This window comes from Thauera sp. 28 (assembly GCF_000310145.2).
GTDB lineage: Bacteria > Pseudomonadota > Gammaproteobacteria > Burkholderiales > Rhodocyclaceae > Thauera > Thauera mechernichensis.
This window is the reverse complement of record NZ_AMXA01000018.1, coordinates 12534-28640: the sequence shown is the minus strand read 5'-3', so window position 1 is coordinate 28640 and position 16107 is coordinate 12534. Positions and strand designations below refer to the sequence as shown.

14 protein-coding genes are annotated in these 16107 nt (G+C 65.5%); 6 read left to right on the top strand and 8 right to left on the bottom strand.

All coding sequences use genetic code 11. The features are described from left to right. Positions 1–20: 20 nt before the first annotated feature. On the bottom strand, positions 21–1832 hold the full coding sequence (locus tag C662_RS12885) for an SLC13 family permease (RefSeq protein ID WP_002929788.1): 1812 nt from the start codon (positions 1830–1832) through the stop codon (positions 21–23). Positions 1833–2065: 233 nt separating this feature from the next. On the opposite strand from C662_RS12885, the gene gorA reads away from it, so the two are divergent. Both gorA and C662_RS12875 read left to right on the top strand, forming a co-directional pair. After that, entirely contained in the window at positions 2066–3406 is a 1341-nt protein-coding gene (gorA, locus tag C662_RS12880; protein ID WP_002929787.1) for a glutathione-disulfide reductase, read from the top strand. A 14-nt stretch (positions 3407–3420) separates the two neighbouring features. Next, positions 3421–3630, top strand: coding sequence for a hypothetical protein (locus tag C662_RS12875; protein ID WP_002929785.1), 210 nt, complete (start codon positions 3421–3423; stop codon positions 3628–3630). On the opposite strand, the gene C662_RS12870 is transcribed toward C662_RS12875, so the two are convergent. Then, positions 3627–3977 (bottom strand): DUF2249 domain-containing protein, encoded by a 351-nt coding sequence (locus tag C662_RS12870; protein WP_002929783.1) that lies wholly within the window; start codon positions 3975–3977, stop codon positions 3627–3629. The two genes, C662_RS12875 and C662_RS12870, sit on opposite strands and share 4 nt — an antisense overlap. Positions 3978–4276: 299 nt before the next feature. On the opposite strand from C662_RS12870, the gene C662_RS12865 reads away from it, so the two are divergent. After that, positions 4277–4783 carry a phasin family protein gene (locus C662_RS12865; protein WP_002929777.1) on the top strand — a complete coding sequence of 169 codons (507 nt, stop codon included), beginning with the start codon at positions 4277–4279 and terminating at the stop codon, positions 4781–4783. Positions 4784–4861: 78 nt separating this feature from the next. On the opposite strand, the gene moaE is transcribed toward C662_RS12865, so the two are convergent. The 6 genes from moaE to C662_RS12835 form a co-directional block, all read right to left on the bottom strand. Then, the gene (moaE, locus tag C662_RS12860) at positions 4862–5380 is read right to left on the bottom strand and encodes a molybdopterin synthase catalytic subunit MoaE (protein ID WP_002929774.1); all 519 of its coding nucleotides are present in this window, start codon (positions 5378–5380) and stop codon (positions 4862–4864) included. A 2-nt stretch (positions 5381–5382) separates the two neighbouring features. After that, on the bottom strand, positions 5383–5643 hold the full coding sequence (gene moaD / locus C662_RS12855) for a molybdopterin converting factor subunit 1 (protein WP_002929772.1): 261 nt from the start codon (positions 5641–5643) through the stop codon (positions 5383–5385). A gap of 24 nt (positions 5644–5667) precedes the next feature. Beyond that, on the bottom strand, positions 5668–6873 hold the full coding sequence (locus tag C662_RS12850; protein ID WP_002929770.1) for a molybdopterin molybdotransferase MoeA: 1206 nt from the start codon (positions 6871–6873) through the stop codon (positions 5668–5670). Further along, positions 6870–7385: a molybdopterin-guanine dinucleotide biosynthesis protein B gene (mobB, locus tag C662_RS12845; protein ID WP_002929768.1), complete on the bottom strand. Its 516-nt coding sequence runs from the start codon at positions 7383–7385 to the stop codon at positions 6870–6872. Before mobB ends, C662_RS12850 begins: the two co-directional genes overlap by 4 nt. Before the next feature lie 35 nt (positions 7386–7420). Beyond that, positions 7421–9406, bottom strand: coding sequence for an ATP-dependent DNA helicase (locus tag C662_RS12840; RefSeq protein WP_002929766.1), 1986 nt, complete (start codon positions 9404–9406; stop codon positions 7421–7423). A gap of 77 nt (positions 9407–9483) precedes the next feature. Next, the gene (locus tag C662_RS12835) at positions 9484–11718 is read right to left on the bottom strand and encodes a mechanosensitive ion channel domain-containing protein (RefSeq protein WP_002929764.1); all 2235 of its coding nucleotides are present in this window, start codon (positions 11716–11718) and stop codon (positions 9484–9486) included. A gap of 192 nt (positions 11719–11910) precedes the next feature. Between C662_RS12835 and C662_RS12830 the strand changes: the two genes are divergently transcribed. The 3 genes from C662_RS12830 to gspE all read left to right on the top strand — a co-directional run bounded on the left by C662_RS12830 (position 11911) and on the right by gspE (position 16104). Continuing rightward, a complete protein-coding gene (locus C662_RS12830; protein WP_002929763.1) occupies positions 11911–12363 on the top strand; it encodes a type II secretion system protein N in 453 nt (150 codons plus the stop codon). A gap of 280 nt (positions 12364–12643) precedes the next feature. Then, positions 12644–14671, top strand: coding sequence for a type II secretion system secretin GspD (gene gspD, locus C662_RS12825; RefSeq protein WP_002929761.1), 2028 nt, complete (start codon positions 12644–12646; stop codon positions 14669–14671). Beyond that, positions 14668–16104 (top strand): type II secretion system ATPase GspE, encoded by a 1437-nt coding sequence (gene gspE / locus C662_RS12820; RefSeq protein ID WP_002929759.1) that lies wholly within the window; start codon positions 14668–14670, stop codon positions 16102–16104. Before gspD ends, gspE begins: the two co-directional genes overlap by 4 nt. Positions 16105–16107: the final 3 nt, after the last annotated feature.

Sequence of the window (16107 nt, the reverse complement as noted above, 5' to 3'; positions counted from 1 at the left end):
ACGTACTCGGCAATTGCCGTTCAGAGCGGGTTCAGTGGCCAGAACAGCGGGATCAACAGGCTTGCCGTCAGCCACACGATGAGGTTCATCGGGATGCCGAGGCGGGCGAAGTCCGAGAAGCGATAGTTGCCCGCGCTATAGACGAGCGTGTTGGTCTGGTAGCCGATAGGCGTGGCAAAGCTTGCACTCGCGGCAAACATCACCCCGACCACGAAGGGGCGCGGATCAACGCCCAGATGCTGGGCGACGCCGATGACGACCGGCGTGAACAGGACCGCCACCGCATTGTTGCTGATGAACTCGGTGGCGATCGAAGTGATCAGGATCACCAGCGCAAGCATCATCCACGGCGACAAGCCCTCTCCCACCGTCACCAGGCTACCCGCCAGCATCGCTGCCAGACCCGAATCCCGCATCGCGATGCTGATTGCGAGCATGCCGAAAATGAGCACGATGATGGGCCATTCGACGGACTTGTAGGCCTCGTCGGGACGAATGCAGCCAGTGATCAGCACGACCGCCGCCCCGATGATCGCCAGGCCCTCGATCGGCATCACGTTGAATGCGGCAAGCAGCATCACCCCCGCAATGGTCGCGAGTGCGATCGGCGCCTTGGTGCTTCGGGTCGCCGACACCTTGCCATCGGTGATGGCAAACAGATCGCCGTTGTCGCAGAAGCGCTTGATCTGGGTCGGTGTGCCCTCGACCAGCAGCACGTCACCGAACTGGAGCTGGAAGTCGTCCCCCACGTCCGGGATGGAGGCATTGCGCCGATGTACGGCGATCAGATGGATACCGTAGCGAGCGGCCAGATCGAGGTCGCGGATCGGACGTTGCACGTAACGCGAGGTCTGTCCTACCAGAGCCTCGACGATCACGACGTCGCGTCTGCGCAGGGTCTCCAGGTCCTGAGGGTCGGCCGCAGGCGGCGTCTGCGCGCGCAAACCGACGAGATCGGTGCTGCGCAGATCGACCATTGCGCTGCTGCGGGTGTGCACGACCAGCCGGTCGCCAACCTCGAGACGTGTGTCGGGAGCCGGCGCAGACCACTCCTCCTCGCCGCGGAAGAGCTTGAGAACCTTGATCACGCCATTCGACAGACGCGCTTCCTTCAGCGTACGACCTGCCAGACGCGAGTTCTCGGGTACGAAAAGCTCGGTCATGAACAAACGGTCGCTGCTGCCCGAGAACTGCTGGGTGAGTGTCTCGCGTGCCGGCAGGAAGCGCTGCGCAAAGAACAGCATGAACGTGCAGCCGATCAGTGCCATGACTATCGCCGGCGCACTGATCTCGAACATCGTAAACGGCGCCAACCCCATGTCACGAGCGACACCATCGACCAGAATGTTGGTCGAGGTCCCCACCATGGTGATAAGGCCGCCCAGGATCGTTGCGTAGGACAGAGGAATGAGCAGACGCGAGGGGGCAATCGAGAATCGCCCAGCCATCGCAATCACTGCCGGAATCATGACCATGACAACCGGTGTGTTGTTGATGAAGGGCGACACGGCAACACCGACGAGCAGCATCGCGAGCAGCAGGCGGCGCTCGCTATGTCCCGCCACGTTGCCGATCCACTCCCCGAGCCTGTCAACACAGCCCGTACGACCGAGCGCCCCGCTGATGATGAACAGGCAGATGATGGTGATTGGTGCGCTGTTGCTGAACACGCTCAATACCTTCGCAGGCGTGAGCAGTCCCAGCGCAAGAAGCAGGGCAACGGCGCAGATCACTGCAACGTCGGCCTTGACCCATTCGCGCACGAAAGTGATGAACAGCCCGATCAGGACGATGCCGACGATCAGTGCATGCGCGCTGTCAGGAATGAGCATGGCGGAGTGGTGCAGTGCAAAATGAAGACTCGCACCTTACCGGATCGCTCAAAGATCTCAAAAGAATATAAAGTTATCTTTTTATATCCCCAGACAGATCTACATCCCGAGCTTGGGCGAAGCAGCGATATCGCGTCCGGCAAGTCCACAAACGCGGGGCAAGCAGCGAAAATGTCGCCCATTCCTTACCCGGCGGCGATGACCGCCGCCCCAGCACACAATGGAGCCCGCACATGCGCAACTATGACTTCATCGCCATCGGTGGCGGCAGCGGAGGTGTTGCCAGCGCCCGCCGCGCGGCGGAATACGGTGCCCGCGCCCTAGTCGTGGAGGCCGCGCGTCTCGGCGGCACCTGCGTGAATGTCGGCTGCGTGCCGAAGAAGGTCATGTGGTACGCCGCAAACCTCGCCCAGGCGATGCGCGACGCGCCCGGCTATGGCTTCACGGTCGGCTCCACCCACTTTGACTGGTCAACGCTCAAGGCCCGGCGCGATGCCTATGTGCTGCGCCTCAATGGTATCTACGCCAGCATGCTCGACAAGGCAGGCGTGGATGTCGTTCGGGGTTTTGCACGATTTGTCGATGCACACACCATCGAGGTCGACGAAGAACGCTTCAGCGCGCCTCACATCGTGATCGCCACGGGCGGCCGACCCGAGGTCCCCGATACTCCCGGCGCAGAGTTCGGCATCGACTCAGACGGATTCTTTGCACTCGAGACCCAGCCGCGTCGGGTTGCGGTGGTCGGTGCGGGTTACATCGCGGTGGAGTTGGCTGGCGTACTCAACGCCCTTGGCAGCGCTGTACACATGCTGGTGCGCGGACCGCATCTGTTGCGCCCCTTCGACGCCATGCTGCGCGACGAACTCGGCGTCCAGATGCGCGAAGACGGCGTAGACCTGCGTTTCGGCACTCGCGTGGAGGCAGTGACACGGCAGGCGGACGGCAGCCTGCGCGTTGCTTGCGATGGCGGCGGCGTGCTCGAAGTCGACGCCCTGGTGTGGGCGACCGGCCGCCGGGCGAATACCGACCGCCTTCGACTCGAAGCGGCAGGCCTGAGTGCCGACGCACGCGGCATGGTCGCGACCGACGCGTTCCAGAATACGGGCGTCGACGGCATCTACGCCATCGGCGACATCACCGGTCGCGCAGAACTCACCCCGGTCGCAATTGCGGCAGGGCGAAGACTCGCAGCCCGCCTGTTCCTGGGCCAGAAGGACAGCAAGCTCGACTACGACACCATACCCACCGTCGTCTTCAGCCACCCCCCGATTGGCACGGTAGGCCTGACCGAAGAGGAGGCACGTGCATGCCATGAGCAGGTAAAGGTCTATGGCACCCGCTTCACCGGGATGTACCACGCCCTGACCGAACACAGACCAAGGACATCGATGAAGTTGATCTGCGCCGGCGCAGACGAGCGCATCGTCGGTGCCCACGTCATCGGCGAGGGAGCCGACGAAATGCTGCAGGGTTTTGCCGTGGCGGTGAAGATGGGCGCCCGCAAGCGCGATTTCGACGACACCATTGCCATCCACCCTACCAGCGCCGAAGAGTTCGTGACCCTGCGCTGAAACGGAGCTTCCCCATGCCCATGACCTACGAACAGCACCTGGACGAAGTGGCCACCCTGCTTTACGAACGCTACGAGCAAAGCGAAAAGGCGGCCATCAAACTAGTGATGGCCGCCCAGGCGGACGACTTCTTCAGCGGTCACGACGACGATCCGTCGATCTGTACGCCGGAGCGCGCGGCCGCCGACGCACGTGCCGTCTATCGCAAGTACGGCAAGCCTTAGTGGCCGGAGCAGCAGCCGTGTCCGCCGCCGCCGCCGCATCCGCCGCCTGTGGCTGCCGCCGCAGCGGCGGGTGCACCCGCGCTGGCCGGCGCACCAAGCTGGATCTTGAAGTCGATGACGATATTGCCCGGGTCACGCGCGACATAGGTGATACCCACCTGGTTGCCGTAGCGCTGCTGGATCTGGCCAAGCAGCGGCAGCGGGTCGTGGTCATTGACGAACCGCATCACCTCGCCGTCTTCGAGCGATTCGAGGGCACCGAAGATGGCAGCATGGCGGAAGCGCTTGGCGACGCCGCGCGCGTCGAAGGGGTGAACGTCGTTCTGGAACATCGTGGTGTCTTCCATCGTTGGGATACCGGACTTGTCCTGCGGCCGGATTCGCAGCCTGGAAATCGTATTTGGCCGCAAAGGCCGTCGCCTTGAGGAAGAACAAGAAACACACCCCGCTATGCAGGGCGCACTGCCCGATTCGGGCTCAGTAACAGGCGATTGCCCGCTAACGCACACCCGCGCTGTGCTATTGTGCGGCTGAGGCGAGGGAGCACGAGCTTGCATACCCGGACAGGGATATCGATCTGCAATCGTGCCGAGGGACGCCTCACGACATATAAATCAGCGCCGCATGGCGGGAGTGGAGAGTGCTTATGGCTACCAAACAGGATCAGTTCAACGAACTTCAGAAGAAGAATCTCGAAGCGGCCATGCGTCTGGCGCAGATGTCGATCGAGAACTCCCAGCGCATCATGGAAATCCAGGTCGGCGCAGCCAAGCGCCTGTTCGAGGAAGGCGTCGAGAATGCCAAGGCACTGTCGAGCACCAAGGACCCCAAGGGCATGATGGAGCTGCGCGCCCACTACGCGCAGAGCACTACCGAGCAGATGCTCGCATGTGCGCGCGAAATCGCCGAGATCACGGCACGCACTCAGGCCGAGTTCGGCAAGCTCGTCGGTGAGCAGTTGAGCACCGGCAGCACCGATATGTTCGACGCCATGCAGAAGATGTTCAAGGGCATGCCGATCGCCGACCAGAACGCCCTCGGTGCCATGCAGACGGCGATGGACACCACGCGCGCGGCCTTCGAGCAGATGACCCGTGCCTCGACGGAGGCCTTCCAGGCTTTCACCCAGCAGGGCGGCAAGGGCCGCAAGTAAGCTGCCCGCCGGAGTCCCGCGCAGGCAGGCATAACGGCGCCCTCGGGCGCCGTCATGCCTTGCGGGGCTGCAGCACGCTCAACGACGCTGCTCGATCTCGTCCCAGCTGTCGTCTATCGAGACATCGTCGGCCGGCGCGGCACTCCAGCGCGCAGCCGCCGAATCGTCCGCCTCGCGCGCATCCACCCAGCGCCCGCCATCCGGGGTCTCTTCACGTTTCCAGAACGGAGCCCGTGTCTTCAGGTAGTCCATGATGAATTCGCAGGCGGCGAATGCATCGCCGCGATGTGCGCTGGCTACGCCGACGAATACGATGCGCTCGGCGGGCATGAGTCGACCATGGCGATGGATGACGCACGCATCCAGTACCGACCAGCGTGCACGCGCCTCGGTCACGATCTCTTCGAGGGCACGCTCGGTCATCCCGGGATAGTGCTCGAGCGTCATCGCCGATACGCCGCTACCGTCGTTGACGTCACGGACCAGGCCGACAAAGCTGGCGACTGCCCCCACATCGGCACGCTCCTGACTGAGCGCGGCAATCTCCGCGCCGACGTCGAAGTCGTCTTCCTGAACGCAGACTTTGTAGCGCCCCATACTCAGCCTCCGGTCACAGGCGGAAAGAAAGCGACCTCGTCCCCCGCCGCCACCGGCGCGTCGGCACCAACCATGCGCTGGTTAACCGCACTGCGCACGTTACGGCCTGCCGCCATCGCCCCCCACGCGTCGCCCCGTGCAGCGAGATGCTCCCGCAGCGCACCGACCGTGCCCACGTTGGCCGGCAACGCCAACTCCTCGCCAGGCGTCCCAACCGCTTCACGCAGGCTGGCGAAATAAAGAACCTTCACCTTGCTCGTCATGTCCTGTCCCGTCAATGTACTCGTTCAGTGCAGCAGATCGCCGTAGGGCAAAAAGCGGACACTCTCGCCGCGCTTGACGGATGTGGCCGCAGGGATATCCACGAGCCCGTTTGCCCACACCGTCGAGTTGAGCGCCGCCGAACCCTGGTTGTCGAACAGCTCCACCCCACCCTGCAAATTCATGCGCGCACGCAGGAACTCGCGTCGGCGATCGGGCCGCGGCCAATCGAAATCGGCACGCAAGGCCAGCGCCGCCGGCGCCACCTCGCGCACGCCCTGCGTGGCCAGCAGGAAGGGACGCACCATCATCAGGAAGGTGACGAAGCTCGACACCGGATTGCCTGGCAGGCCGATGAATGCAGCTCCTGCCACATGGCCATACGCCAAGGGCTTGCCCGGCTTCATCGCGATTTTCCACATATCCAGACTACCCTCGGCCTCGACCGCAGGCTTGACATGGTCCTCCTCGCCGACCGACACCCCGCCGCTGGTAAGGATGAGATCATGGCCCTGCGCAGCGCGACGAAGGACTTCGCGGGTGGCGTCGAGACGGTCGGGGACGATGCCGAAATCCTCCACCTCGCACCCCAGGCCGACAAGCAGGCTGCGCAGCATGTAGCGATTGGAGTTGTAGATACCCCCCGGCGGCAGAGGCTCGCCCGGCATCACCAACTCGGAGCCGGTGGAGAACATCGCCACCTTCACCCGCCTCAGCACGGGCAGCTGAGCCAGGCCCACCGACGCCGCCAACGCGACAGCCTGCGGCGTAAGCCTCTCGCCTGCGGGCAGGATCAGTTCACCGCGTGCGATGTCCTCGCCCATCCTTCGTACCGCCTCGCCGGAACGTGGCACGGTGTTGATGATGACTTCGGCGCCATCGTGCTCGCACAACTCCTGCATCACCACGGCATCTGCGCCTTGCGGCAAGGGGGCGCCAGTGAATATGCGCGCCGCGGTGCCCGGCGCAAGCTCGTGGCCGACACTGCCCGCCGGAATGCGCTGACTGACCGGCAGGCGCGTGCCGGCAACGGGAACGTCGGCGGCACGCAGCGCGTAGCCATCCATCCCCGAGTTGTCCATCGGCGGCTGGTCGATCGTTGAGAACTGGGCGACCGCGAGCACCCGGCCGGCGGCGAACATCGTGTCTACCTGCTCGATCTCGCGTACCGGACGCGCGAATCCGAGCAGCTTTTCGTAGGCTTCGTCAAAAGAGAGCATGGTGCCGTTCATTGAATCTTCAGATGGTCGAGAATGAAGTTGGCGACCCGCGCCGGTTCATTGAGCGGAAGCAGAGGCAGCGGGCAATCGATGGCAAGGTCGCTTGCCACCGCCACCACATGGGGGTTATCCGGCCACAGCGGCGGCTTGCCCAAGGCCGGCCGATGGATCTCGATCTTGGGCACGGCCGCTGCCTTGTAGCCTTCGATCAGCACCAGATCGCAGGGCTCGAGCAAGCGCAGCTGCTCTTCCAGGCTGGGCTCGGGCGCGCCGCGCAGCTCATGCATCAGCACCCAGCGGTCGTTGGACAGCATCAGCACCTGTGTGGCGCCGGCCTCGCGGTGGCGCCAGGAGTCCTTACCCGGCTTGTCCAGATCGAAACCATGGTGTGCATGCTTGATGACCGACACGCGCAGACCACGCGCGGTGAACTCGGGGATCAGCTTCTCCACCAGCGTCGTCTTGCCTGAGCCCGACCAACCGCCAAAACCGAAGACTTTCATCGGAGCATTGCCCGCAGGCATCGTGAGATAGCCTTGAAGGATACAACAGACCGCTCTCAGCCGCTCCCCTGCGCGGGGCTGCGTGCGCTGGCACGAGGCGGCGGCAACGAAGCCAGGAAGGCAACCGCGTCGGTCTCGGCCCGCGTGCGCCGCATCGGCGGCAGACTGCGCCACACCACCTTGCCATAGGACTTCTCGATCATGCGCGGATCGCAGATGCACAACACACCACGGTCGCGCTCGGTACGGATGAGCCGCCCGGCGCCCTGCTTCATATTGATCACGGTCTTGGGCAACTGATGATGCACGAAGGGACTCAAGCCCTGCTTCTGCATGTGCTCGACGCGCGCGGCCAGCACAGGGTCGTCCGGCGGAGCGAAAGGAAGCTTGTCGATCACCACCAGCGACAGCGCATCGCCGGGCACGTCCACGCCCTCCCAGAAGCTCTGGCTCGCCACCAGCACTGCATTGCCAAGACGGCGGAAGCGCTCTAGCAGTTCGGTACGCGAACCCTCGCCCTGAAGCAGCACCGGCAACTCGTCCCCATTCTGCTGCAGGCCGTCGAGGATCAGCTCGTGGATGCGGCGCATCGCGCGCAGCGAGGTGCACAGCACGAAGGCACGCCCTCGCGCGGCGCGAATCAGCGGCAGCGCCACCTGGGCGACACGCTCGGTATATTCGGACGAGTTTGGTTCGGGCATGCCGGCGGGGGCATACAGCAAGGCCTGCTCGGCATAATCGAAGGGGCTACCCCACACCGCGGTGAGCGGCGGCGGATCCATCCAGGCCAGGCCCATTTCGCGGCAGTAGTGGCCGAAGTCCGCCTTGCCCACCGCCAGCGTCGCAGAGGTGAAGATCCACGCCCGCGGGTGGCCCTCGAGCTGGCGCTTGAAGACGTCCGATACATGCAGCGGGGTGGCATTGAGCGCCAGCGACTGGGTAAACACCTCGACCCAGCGGATGAGGTCCTTGTCCTCGGGGCTGCGCCAGCTGGCCAGGCGCGCAGCCATCTCCTCGGTGCGGCGCAGGCAGTTTGCGAGCCCTTCGGAGCGCTCGGCCTGGGTGTCGAGCACGGCCTGGAACTCGGTCAGCGACTTCTCCAGCGCCTCGACCATGGCATCGAAGTTCTCCCGCTCGGCCGCCTGCGCAGCCGAGATGCGCGCAGTCTCGGTACCGAACACCAGGCGCAGGTCGCGCGCGGCCTTCTCGAGGTTGCGCGTCTGGTCGATCATCGCCACGCAGTCGCGCGCTGCGGCCACCGTTTCGGAGCGAGTGTCACGCGCCAACTCCAGCACCTGGGCCGTGGACACGCTGTCGCCGAAGAACAGGCTCGCGGTCTCCGGCAACTGGTGAGCCTCGTCGAAGATCACGGCATTGCAGGCTGGAAGCAACTCGCCCATGCCCTCGTCGCGCAGCATCACGTCGGCGAAGAACAGGTGGTGATTGACCACCACGACGTCGGCGTCCATCGCATTACGCCGCGCCTGCATCACGAAGCACTCGTCCTTGTGCGGGCAGTCCTGGCCGAGGCAATTGTCACGCGTCGAGGTTGCGGCGATCCAGGCCAGCGAGTCTTCGCGCACGTCCGTGCATTCGGCCTTGTCGCCCGTCTGCGTGACCTGGGCGAAACGGCCGATTGCGCGCAGGTCGGCGGCGTCCTGCGCGGTGAGGAAGCGGCCATCGCGCGCATTACGCTCGAGGTGGTAGTGGCAGACGTAGTTGGCCCTGCCCTTTAGCAGCGCGATGCTCACCGGGACCTTGAGCGCGGCACGCACGGTCGGCAGGTCGCGGTTGAAGAGCTGGTCCTGAAGGGTCTTGGTGCCGGTGGAGATGATGACCTTGCCGCCCGCCATCAGCGCCGGCACGAGATAAGCGAAGGTCTTGCCGGTACCGGTTCCGGCCTCGGCCACCAGCACACGGCTCTCGCGCAGCGCCTCGGCGATCTTCCGTGCCATCTCGATCTGCTGCGGACGGGCTCGGAAGCCAGGAATCGCAGCTGCGAGCGGGCCATCGTCGGCGAAAAGCGGGGTCGGGTCGGACATGGGCACGGCGGGTTCTGGGCAGAACCGCGAGTATAGCGCTTGCCGGCCCTATCCGCCTCCGCGACTTCACCCGTTTGTCATTCTCCGGCAGGCCTCCCCACCCCACCCGGCGCGTGCCCCACCCCCAGCATGCTGATGCGCGCAGGCGGCGCCTTGCCCTGCTTGTCCTCGCCAAAGTAGAGCGTCATGTGCGGGAATGGGATCTCGATGCCGGCCGCGTCGAAGTGACGCTTGACCAGGCGGTTGTAGGCGCGACCGACCGGGAACTGTGAACCCGCCACCGTCTTGATGCGGACGCGGATGTTCACCGAACTGTCGGCCAGCGCCGTCACCCCGTGCACCTCGAGCTCGGAGCTCAGGATCAACCCTGCGAAAGCGGGGTCCTGGCGCAGTTCATCGAAGGCCGCGCGCAGCTGGACGATGGCCTCGTCGCTGTCTTCGCGGTAGCCGATGCCGTACTCGCCAACGTGGTAGCCGAAGTCGCGGTTGTAGTTGGCCACGGTGGTGACCGATGAGAACGGCAACAGGTGATAGGTGCCGGAGAGATCACGCATGCCCAGCGAGCGGATGGTCATCTTCTCCACCGTGCCGGTAACCCCGGCGGCGGTGACCACGTCACCAACGTTGATCGCGCGCTCGAGCTGGATGAAGACGCCAGTGATCACGTCCTGAACCAGCTTCTGGGCGCCGAAGCCAATCGCAAGCCCGAGCACGCCTGCGCCGGCGAGCAGCGGCGCGATGTTGAGGCCGATCTCGGCCAGCACCACCATCGTGGTCACCACCACCAGCGCGATCGCCACCGCATTGCGGAAGATCGTCAGCAGGGTGCGCGCACGTGCATTGGGCTCGCCGCCCGCCTCGGCGTTCAGGCGGAACTCGATCCAGCTCGCAACGATGAGCCACAGCAGCAAGGCGAGCGCCACGATGAGCGCGATCGACACCAGCTTGCCGAGCAGACGCGTGCCGGCGTCGGAGACCAGCCAGGCGCCGAGGTCGAATGGCGTCCACGCGTCCACGATTGCCGCCACGACCATGGCGAGGATCGCGAAGCGGGCGATCTTCAACGCCGTCGGCACATAGGCGTTAAGACGCGCTTCGAGCAACGGAAACTTCTGTTGCAGCGCCTCGCTGAGCCGGATCCGGCGCAGGATCACCTGCGTCAGCAATGCCGCCAGGCCGATGCCCAAGGCAACTGCCAGCACGGTCTGCGCCGTTGCAGCGACCATGAACGGCAGCGCATCCTGCGGATAGAGAATGGCGGTGACCAGGATTGCACCCAGGTAGGCAATGGCCACGATGTGCCAGGTACGCGCGCCAATCGTGATGCTGATGCGAGCAAAGGACGACTGCATGCGCTCGGCCAGCGCCTCGATGGCAGCACGCACGCGCTGTCGGTTCTGCATCACGATCACGGCCGCCTTGAGGAGGGCGGAGAGCATGATCACGATGGCCACCGCACGGCTTAGCGCTGGGCTGAGATAGTGGCCGATCACCGGCACCAGCAGCATCAGGCCATAGCCGACGAAGAACACCATGCGCGATGCCCATAGGTACCAGTAGGCGGCCTCTTCGTCCGCCACGGGAAGCACGCGCAACGTGTCGCCATGCCTGGACAACAGGATACGGAGCCCCACCCGAGTGGCCTCGACCATCAGAAAGGCGTTCAGAAACAGGGACTCGTGCACGCGTATCGCCCCGGACTCGCCGATCACGAACAGCGCCACGCCATACCCGGCAAGCCAGGCGAATGCAATGGTGAGCAGGTCGATGAGTCCTGCGCCGGCCGTCGCCAGGAGCCGTCGCCCCCAGACCAGTGCGCGCGGCCCATCGGCCGCGCCGGCCTGCCGATCGAGCGCGGCGAACAACCCGCCGGCGGCCGCCGCCAGCGCGCGAAAGACGACCAGGGTGACAACGACCAGTACGGCAAATTCGCCAAGCTGCCACAGCACGGAATCGAGCCGGGCATCGGCAAGCTGCCCGGTCGCCTCACCGAGCGCAGACAGAGCGGCGCCGAACTCGCTGACCGTTCCCTGCGCGAGGCTCTGCGTCAGCGCGGCAACGCGCCCCGCCATCGACTCGACGGGCGCCTCGGGTTCAAGCGCACGCGCGGCACCCTCCTCGCCCAGGCTGCGTAGCTGTTCGATCAGCACGCTGCGGGTGGCGTCATCCTCGAGCAGGTCCGCCAGACGTTGATGTGGCGGCTGAGTCGGATCCACGGGGGCGGCTGCGGCAGCCAGCGCCGCTGCGGAGAACAGGCCTGCGAGCGCAAGCAGGACGATCAGGGTAAACAAGGGAATGAGCTTACGTGCCAAAACGGAACTCCTTCATGTCCGGCCCGTAAAGACCCACCAGCGACCCGGGCAGTTCCACAGCCGGCCTCCAAAGCACTGCGCCGGGGCAGATAACACTCGCGTCACACAAGCCATGCATCATCCGCAACGAATTTGTAACGGTCAGCCGGAGTACGCATGTCATTGAGGGGGGAGGCACAGAGGCGAGCCGCAATGCTGGCGATGCGGTGGATTGCGCCGCTGGCCTGGATTCTGGCCCTGAGCTTCACCAGCTGGCTGGCGGCTGCGGCGTACTGGTCCTTCCACGCGACACCGCAAGCTGCGGCGCTGGCGTTCCATGAAACCGATCCGGTCAGCGCTGCCGAAGGCATCCTGCGTATCGCCGGCACCGGCGGCACGCCCGGGCCGAGCAGCGCAAGCAGCGCCACGGCCCGGCCGCCGTTGTCCCTCCACGGCCTGGCCACCGGCTTTGGCGACGCAGGTGGATTCGCCTTGTTCAAGACCGCTGACGGCAGCGTGAAGACAATCGGGGCTGGAGGCACCAGCAGCGACGGCTGGCGACTGGCGTCCATCCACCCCGACCACGTCATCCTCGAGCGCGAGGGTGCTTCGGTGAGGCTTGATCTGGCAGCAGGCCAGCACCTCACCGCCGAACAAGGGGAGTAACCCCCTCCCCACGTCCGCGGCCAGTCACCCCATCGGCGCAACCCCCCTGACCAGTCCGAGCATCCGCCCCATCCCCCTTCCATTTCCCGATCTGCAGCCCAAGAAAATGCCCCTAGCAGTGCGCATCAACGCTGAGCCCAATCCGGTCGCCTCAATTCCCCGACCTTCGCCTTCAGCCCGCTTCACAACATCGATCCGCAAGGCGATCCGAAAGTCGATCCTCCCCCTGCTGCCAATGTGCCTGCGTGCGAGTTGTGTTGCCGTTCTGCTCGCGTTGAGCATGCCTGCCAGCGCCCAGCAGCGTGAAGAGACCATCTCGCTCAATTTCCAGAATGCCGAGATCGACGCGGTTATCCATGCCGTGGGCGAGATCACCGGGCAGAACTTCCTCATTGATCCGCGCGTCAAGGGCAAGCTCAACATCGTCACCAACACCCCGGTGCCGCGTGCCCTCAGCTACCAGATCCTGCTGTCCGCGCTGCGCCTGCAGGGGTTTACCGCGGTGGAAGGCGAAGGCGTGGTCAAGATCGTTCCCGAGGCCGATGCCAAGCAGCATGCGGCACCTGTCGGCACCCGCCAGGTCAGCGCACGCGGCGACCGCCTGGTGACCCAGGTCTTCGCCCTGCGCTTCGAGTCAGCCACACAGATGCTCGGCGTTGTCAGACCGCTTGTCTCGCCGAACAACACAGTTACCGCGTTCCCGTCGAACAACACCCTGGTCGTCACCGACTACGCATCCAACATCGAGCAGATCGCGGCAGTCATCGCCGCCATCGACATCAGCCAGACCGACGTCGCCGTGCTCGAACTCCAGCATGCCGCCGCCGCCGACCTGGCCCCAGTCCTCGCTCGCCTGCTGGCCGAGCAGGGCGGCGCTGGCCAACCCGGCACCACGGCGCCCCAGGTCATGGCCGAACCCCGAAGCAACGCCCTCCTCGTACGTGCCGACAACCCCAGCCGGCTCACTGCAATCCGTCAGCTCGTCGCTTCGCTCGACCGCCCAGGCGCAGGCGGCAACATCCACGTCGTGTACCTGCGCAACGCCGAAGCACGCCATGTTGCCGCGACGCTCAACAGCGCCCTGAGCGGCACTGCGACTCCGGCCGCAGCGGCCACCACAGCGCGCGGCTTCGCGAACACTGCAGCCGACGGCGGCGACGGCGGCGGACGCCCGAGCGCCGACGTCCCGCTTGCGAGCGGCAGCGCGAATCCCATCGCGAGCGTCCAGGCGGACGTAGTCAACAACGCCCTCATCATCACCGCACCGGACGCCATCTACCGCAACCTGCGCCAGGTGATCGATCAACTGGATCGCCGCCGCGCCCAGGTCTACATCGAAGCCCTCATTGCCGAGATCTCCACCGAGCGCGCGGCCGAGTTCGGCCTGCAGTGGGTCGGGGCAGGTTCGGTCGGTGGCGGTTCGGGCGCAACCGGCATCATCGGCGGGAGCAGCTTCGGCAGCGGCGGCAACAACCTGCTGCAGCTCATCGCCAGCACCGCCAGCGGCAATCCGAGCCTGCCCGGGAACGGGCTCAACCTGGCGATCGGTGGCGGTCGAGTCAACATCCCGGGGATCGGCGAGGTACTGAGCCTGGGCGTCCTGGCTCGCTTTCTGGAAAACGAGGTACGCGCCAACATCCTGTCGACGCCCAACATCGTCACCCTCGACAACGAGGAGGCCAAGATCGTCGTCGGCCGCAACCTGCCCTTCGTCACTGGCCAGTACACCAACACAGGCGGCGGCACCACGCCGGCCAACCCGTTCCAGACCATCGAGCGCCGCGATGTCGGCCTGACCCTGCAGGTGCGGCCGCAGATCTCCGAAGGCGGCGCCATTCGCCTGCAGATCTACCAGGAAGCCTCGGCGGTCGTCGGCAACGTCGATGCAGCAACCGGCCCGGTTACCACCAAGCGCTCGATCGAGTCCATGGTGCTGGTAGACGACGGGGCCATCATCGCCCTCGGCGGCCTGGTCGAAGACAGCTATGCGGGCGGCGAGGAGAAGGTGCCCATGCTCGGCGACCTGCCGGTCGCCGGCAGCCTGTTTCGCTACAACACGCGCAAGCGCAGCAAGACCAATCTGGTGGTGTTCCTGCGCCCGGTGATCCTGCGCGACCGCGACAGCTACGCCGAGATGACCCAGTCTCGCTATGAATATGTGATCGGCCAGCAGCGCGCCAGCGCCCTTCCCAGGCAGCTGATGCGCGGCGAGGACTCCGCCCCCGAACTACCGCCGATTGTCGACGCCCGCATCGTACCGGTTGCCGAGTTGCTGATCCGCCCCCCTGCGGACGAGGGGTCGCGATGAGCCAGCCCTCCCTGCCCTATGCGTTCGCACGCAGCCAAGGCGTGCTGTTGCGTGGCGGCGACGAAGCGCAAGCCGAACTGCTCGTCCGCAGTGGTGCCGCACTCGGCGCGGTCAACGAGGCCAGACGCTTCCTGCGCCGCCCGCTACGCATCGAGACCGCAACGCCGGGCGCATTCGAGCTTGCGCTGGCGCAGGCCTATGGAGATGGCGAGCGCAATGCGGCCGAGGTGGTTGCGGACGTCGGCCAGGAGATCGACCTCGCCCAGCTCATGACCGAGCTCCCCGCGGTCGAGGACCTCCTCGAGCGCCAGGACGACGCCCCCATCATCCGCATGATCAACGCGCTGCTCGCCCAAGCGGTACGCGACCGTGCCTCTGACGTGCACATCGAGCCCTACGAGCAGTCCTCCGTGGTACGACTGCGCCGCGACGGCGTGCTGCAGGACATCGCCCGCCCCCACCGCGCCCTGCACGCCGCGATGGCTTCGCGCATCAAGGTGATGGCCAACCTCGACATCGCCGAGAAACGCCTCCCGCAGGACGGCCGCATCAGCCTGCGCCTGGCCGGACGCCAGATCGACGTGCGCGTCTCCACCCTGCCAACCAGCCACGGTGAACGCCTGGTGCTGCGCCTGCTCGACAAGAGCGCGGGGCAGCTCGGGCTCGACGCCCTCGGCATGGCGCCGGACAGCATAAGGCAGTTCCAGGCTCTGTTGTCCCAACCGCACGGCATCATCCTCGTCACCGGTCCCACCGGTTCAGGCAAGAGCACCACCCTCTACGCCGCGCTGCGCACGCTCGACGCGACCCGGATGAACATCATCACGGTCGAGGATCCGGTCGAGTTCGACCTCCCCGGCGTCGGTCAGATCCAGGTCAATGCGCGCATCGATCTCGACTTTGCGCGCGCACTGCGAGCCATCCTGCGCCAGGACCCGGACGTGATCATGATCGGCGAGATCCGCGATCTCGAGACCGCCCGCATCGCCGTCCAGGCCAGCCTGACCGGACACCTCGTACTGGCAACCCTGCACACCAACGACAGCGCGGCAGCCGTCACCCGCCTGATCGACATGGGTGTCGAGCCCTTCCTGCTCGCATCCACCCTGCGCGGTGTGCTTGCCCAGCGCCTGGTGCGCAAGCTGTGTACCGCATGCCGGCAACCCGCTGATACCGAAAGCAGCGAGGGCCGCTGGCGCGCGGTCGGCTGTCCGAGTTGCGGCAACACCGGCTACGCCGGGCGCCTCGGCATCCATGAGCTGATTGCGGTGGATGAGACGCTGTCGCGCCTGATCCACGACGGCTGCCAGGAAGCCGAGCTGCGTCAGCGCGCACGCGCGACGGGTAGTCGCAGCCTCTACGACGACGGCATGCGCCACGTTGCCAACGGCACGACCACGCTCGAAGAGCTTCAGCGTGTGATGCGCGACTGAGGC

Coding starts and splice junctions, on each gene's coding strand:
- C662_RS12885 (WP_002929788.1), bottom strand. CDS start 1,832: ATGCTCATTCCTGACAGCGCGCATGCACTGATCGTCGGCATCGTCCTG.
- gorA (WP_002929787.1), top strand. CDS start 2,066: ATGCGCAACTATGACTTCATCGCCATCGGTGGCGGCAGCGGAGGTGTT.
- C662_RS12875 (WP_002929785.1), top strand. CDS start 3,421: ATGCCCATGACCTACGAACAGCACCTGGACGAAGTGGCCACCCTGCTT.
- C662_RS12870 (WP_002929783.1), bottom strand. CDS start 3,977: ATGGAAGACACCACGATGTTCCAGAACGACGTTCACCCCTTCGACGCG.
- C662_RS12865 (WP_002929777.1), top strand. CDS start 4,277: ATGGCTACCAAACAGGATCAGTTCAACGAACTTCAGAAGAAGAATCTC.
- moaE (WP_002929774.1), bottom strand. CDS start 5,380: ATGGGGCGCTACAAAGTCTGCGTTCAGGAAGACGACTTCGACGTCGGC.
- moaD (WP_002929772.1), bottom strand. CDS start 5,643: ATGACGAGCAAGGTGAAGGTTCTTTATTTCGCCAGCCTGCGTGAAGCG.
- C662_RS12850 (WP_002929770.1), bottom strand. CDS start 6,873: ATGAACGGCACCATGCTCTCTTTTGACGAAGCCTACGAAAAGCTGCTC.
- mobB (WP_002929768.1), bottom strand. CDS start 7,385: ATGCCTGCGGGCAATGCTCCGATGAAAGTCTTCGGTTTTGGCGGTTGG.
- C662_RS12840 (WP_002929766.1), bottom strand. CDS start 9,406: ATGTCCGACCCGACCCCGCTTTTCGCCGACGATGGCCCGCTCGCAGCT.
- C662_RS12830 (WP_002929763.1), top strand. CDS start 11,911: ATGCTGGCGATGCGGTGGATTGCGCCGCTGGCCTGGATTCTGGCCCTG.
- gspD (WP_002929761.1), top strand. CDS start 12,644: ATGCCTGCCAGCGCCCAGCAGCGTGAAGAGACCATCTCGCTCAATTTC.
- gspE (WP_002929759.1), top strand. CDS start 14,668: ATGAGCCAGCCCTCCCTGCCCTATGCGTTCGCACGCAGCCAAGGCGTG.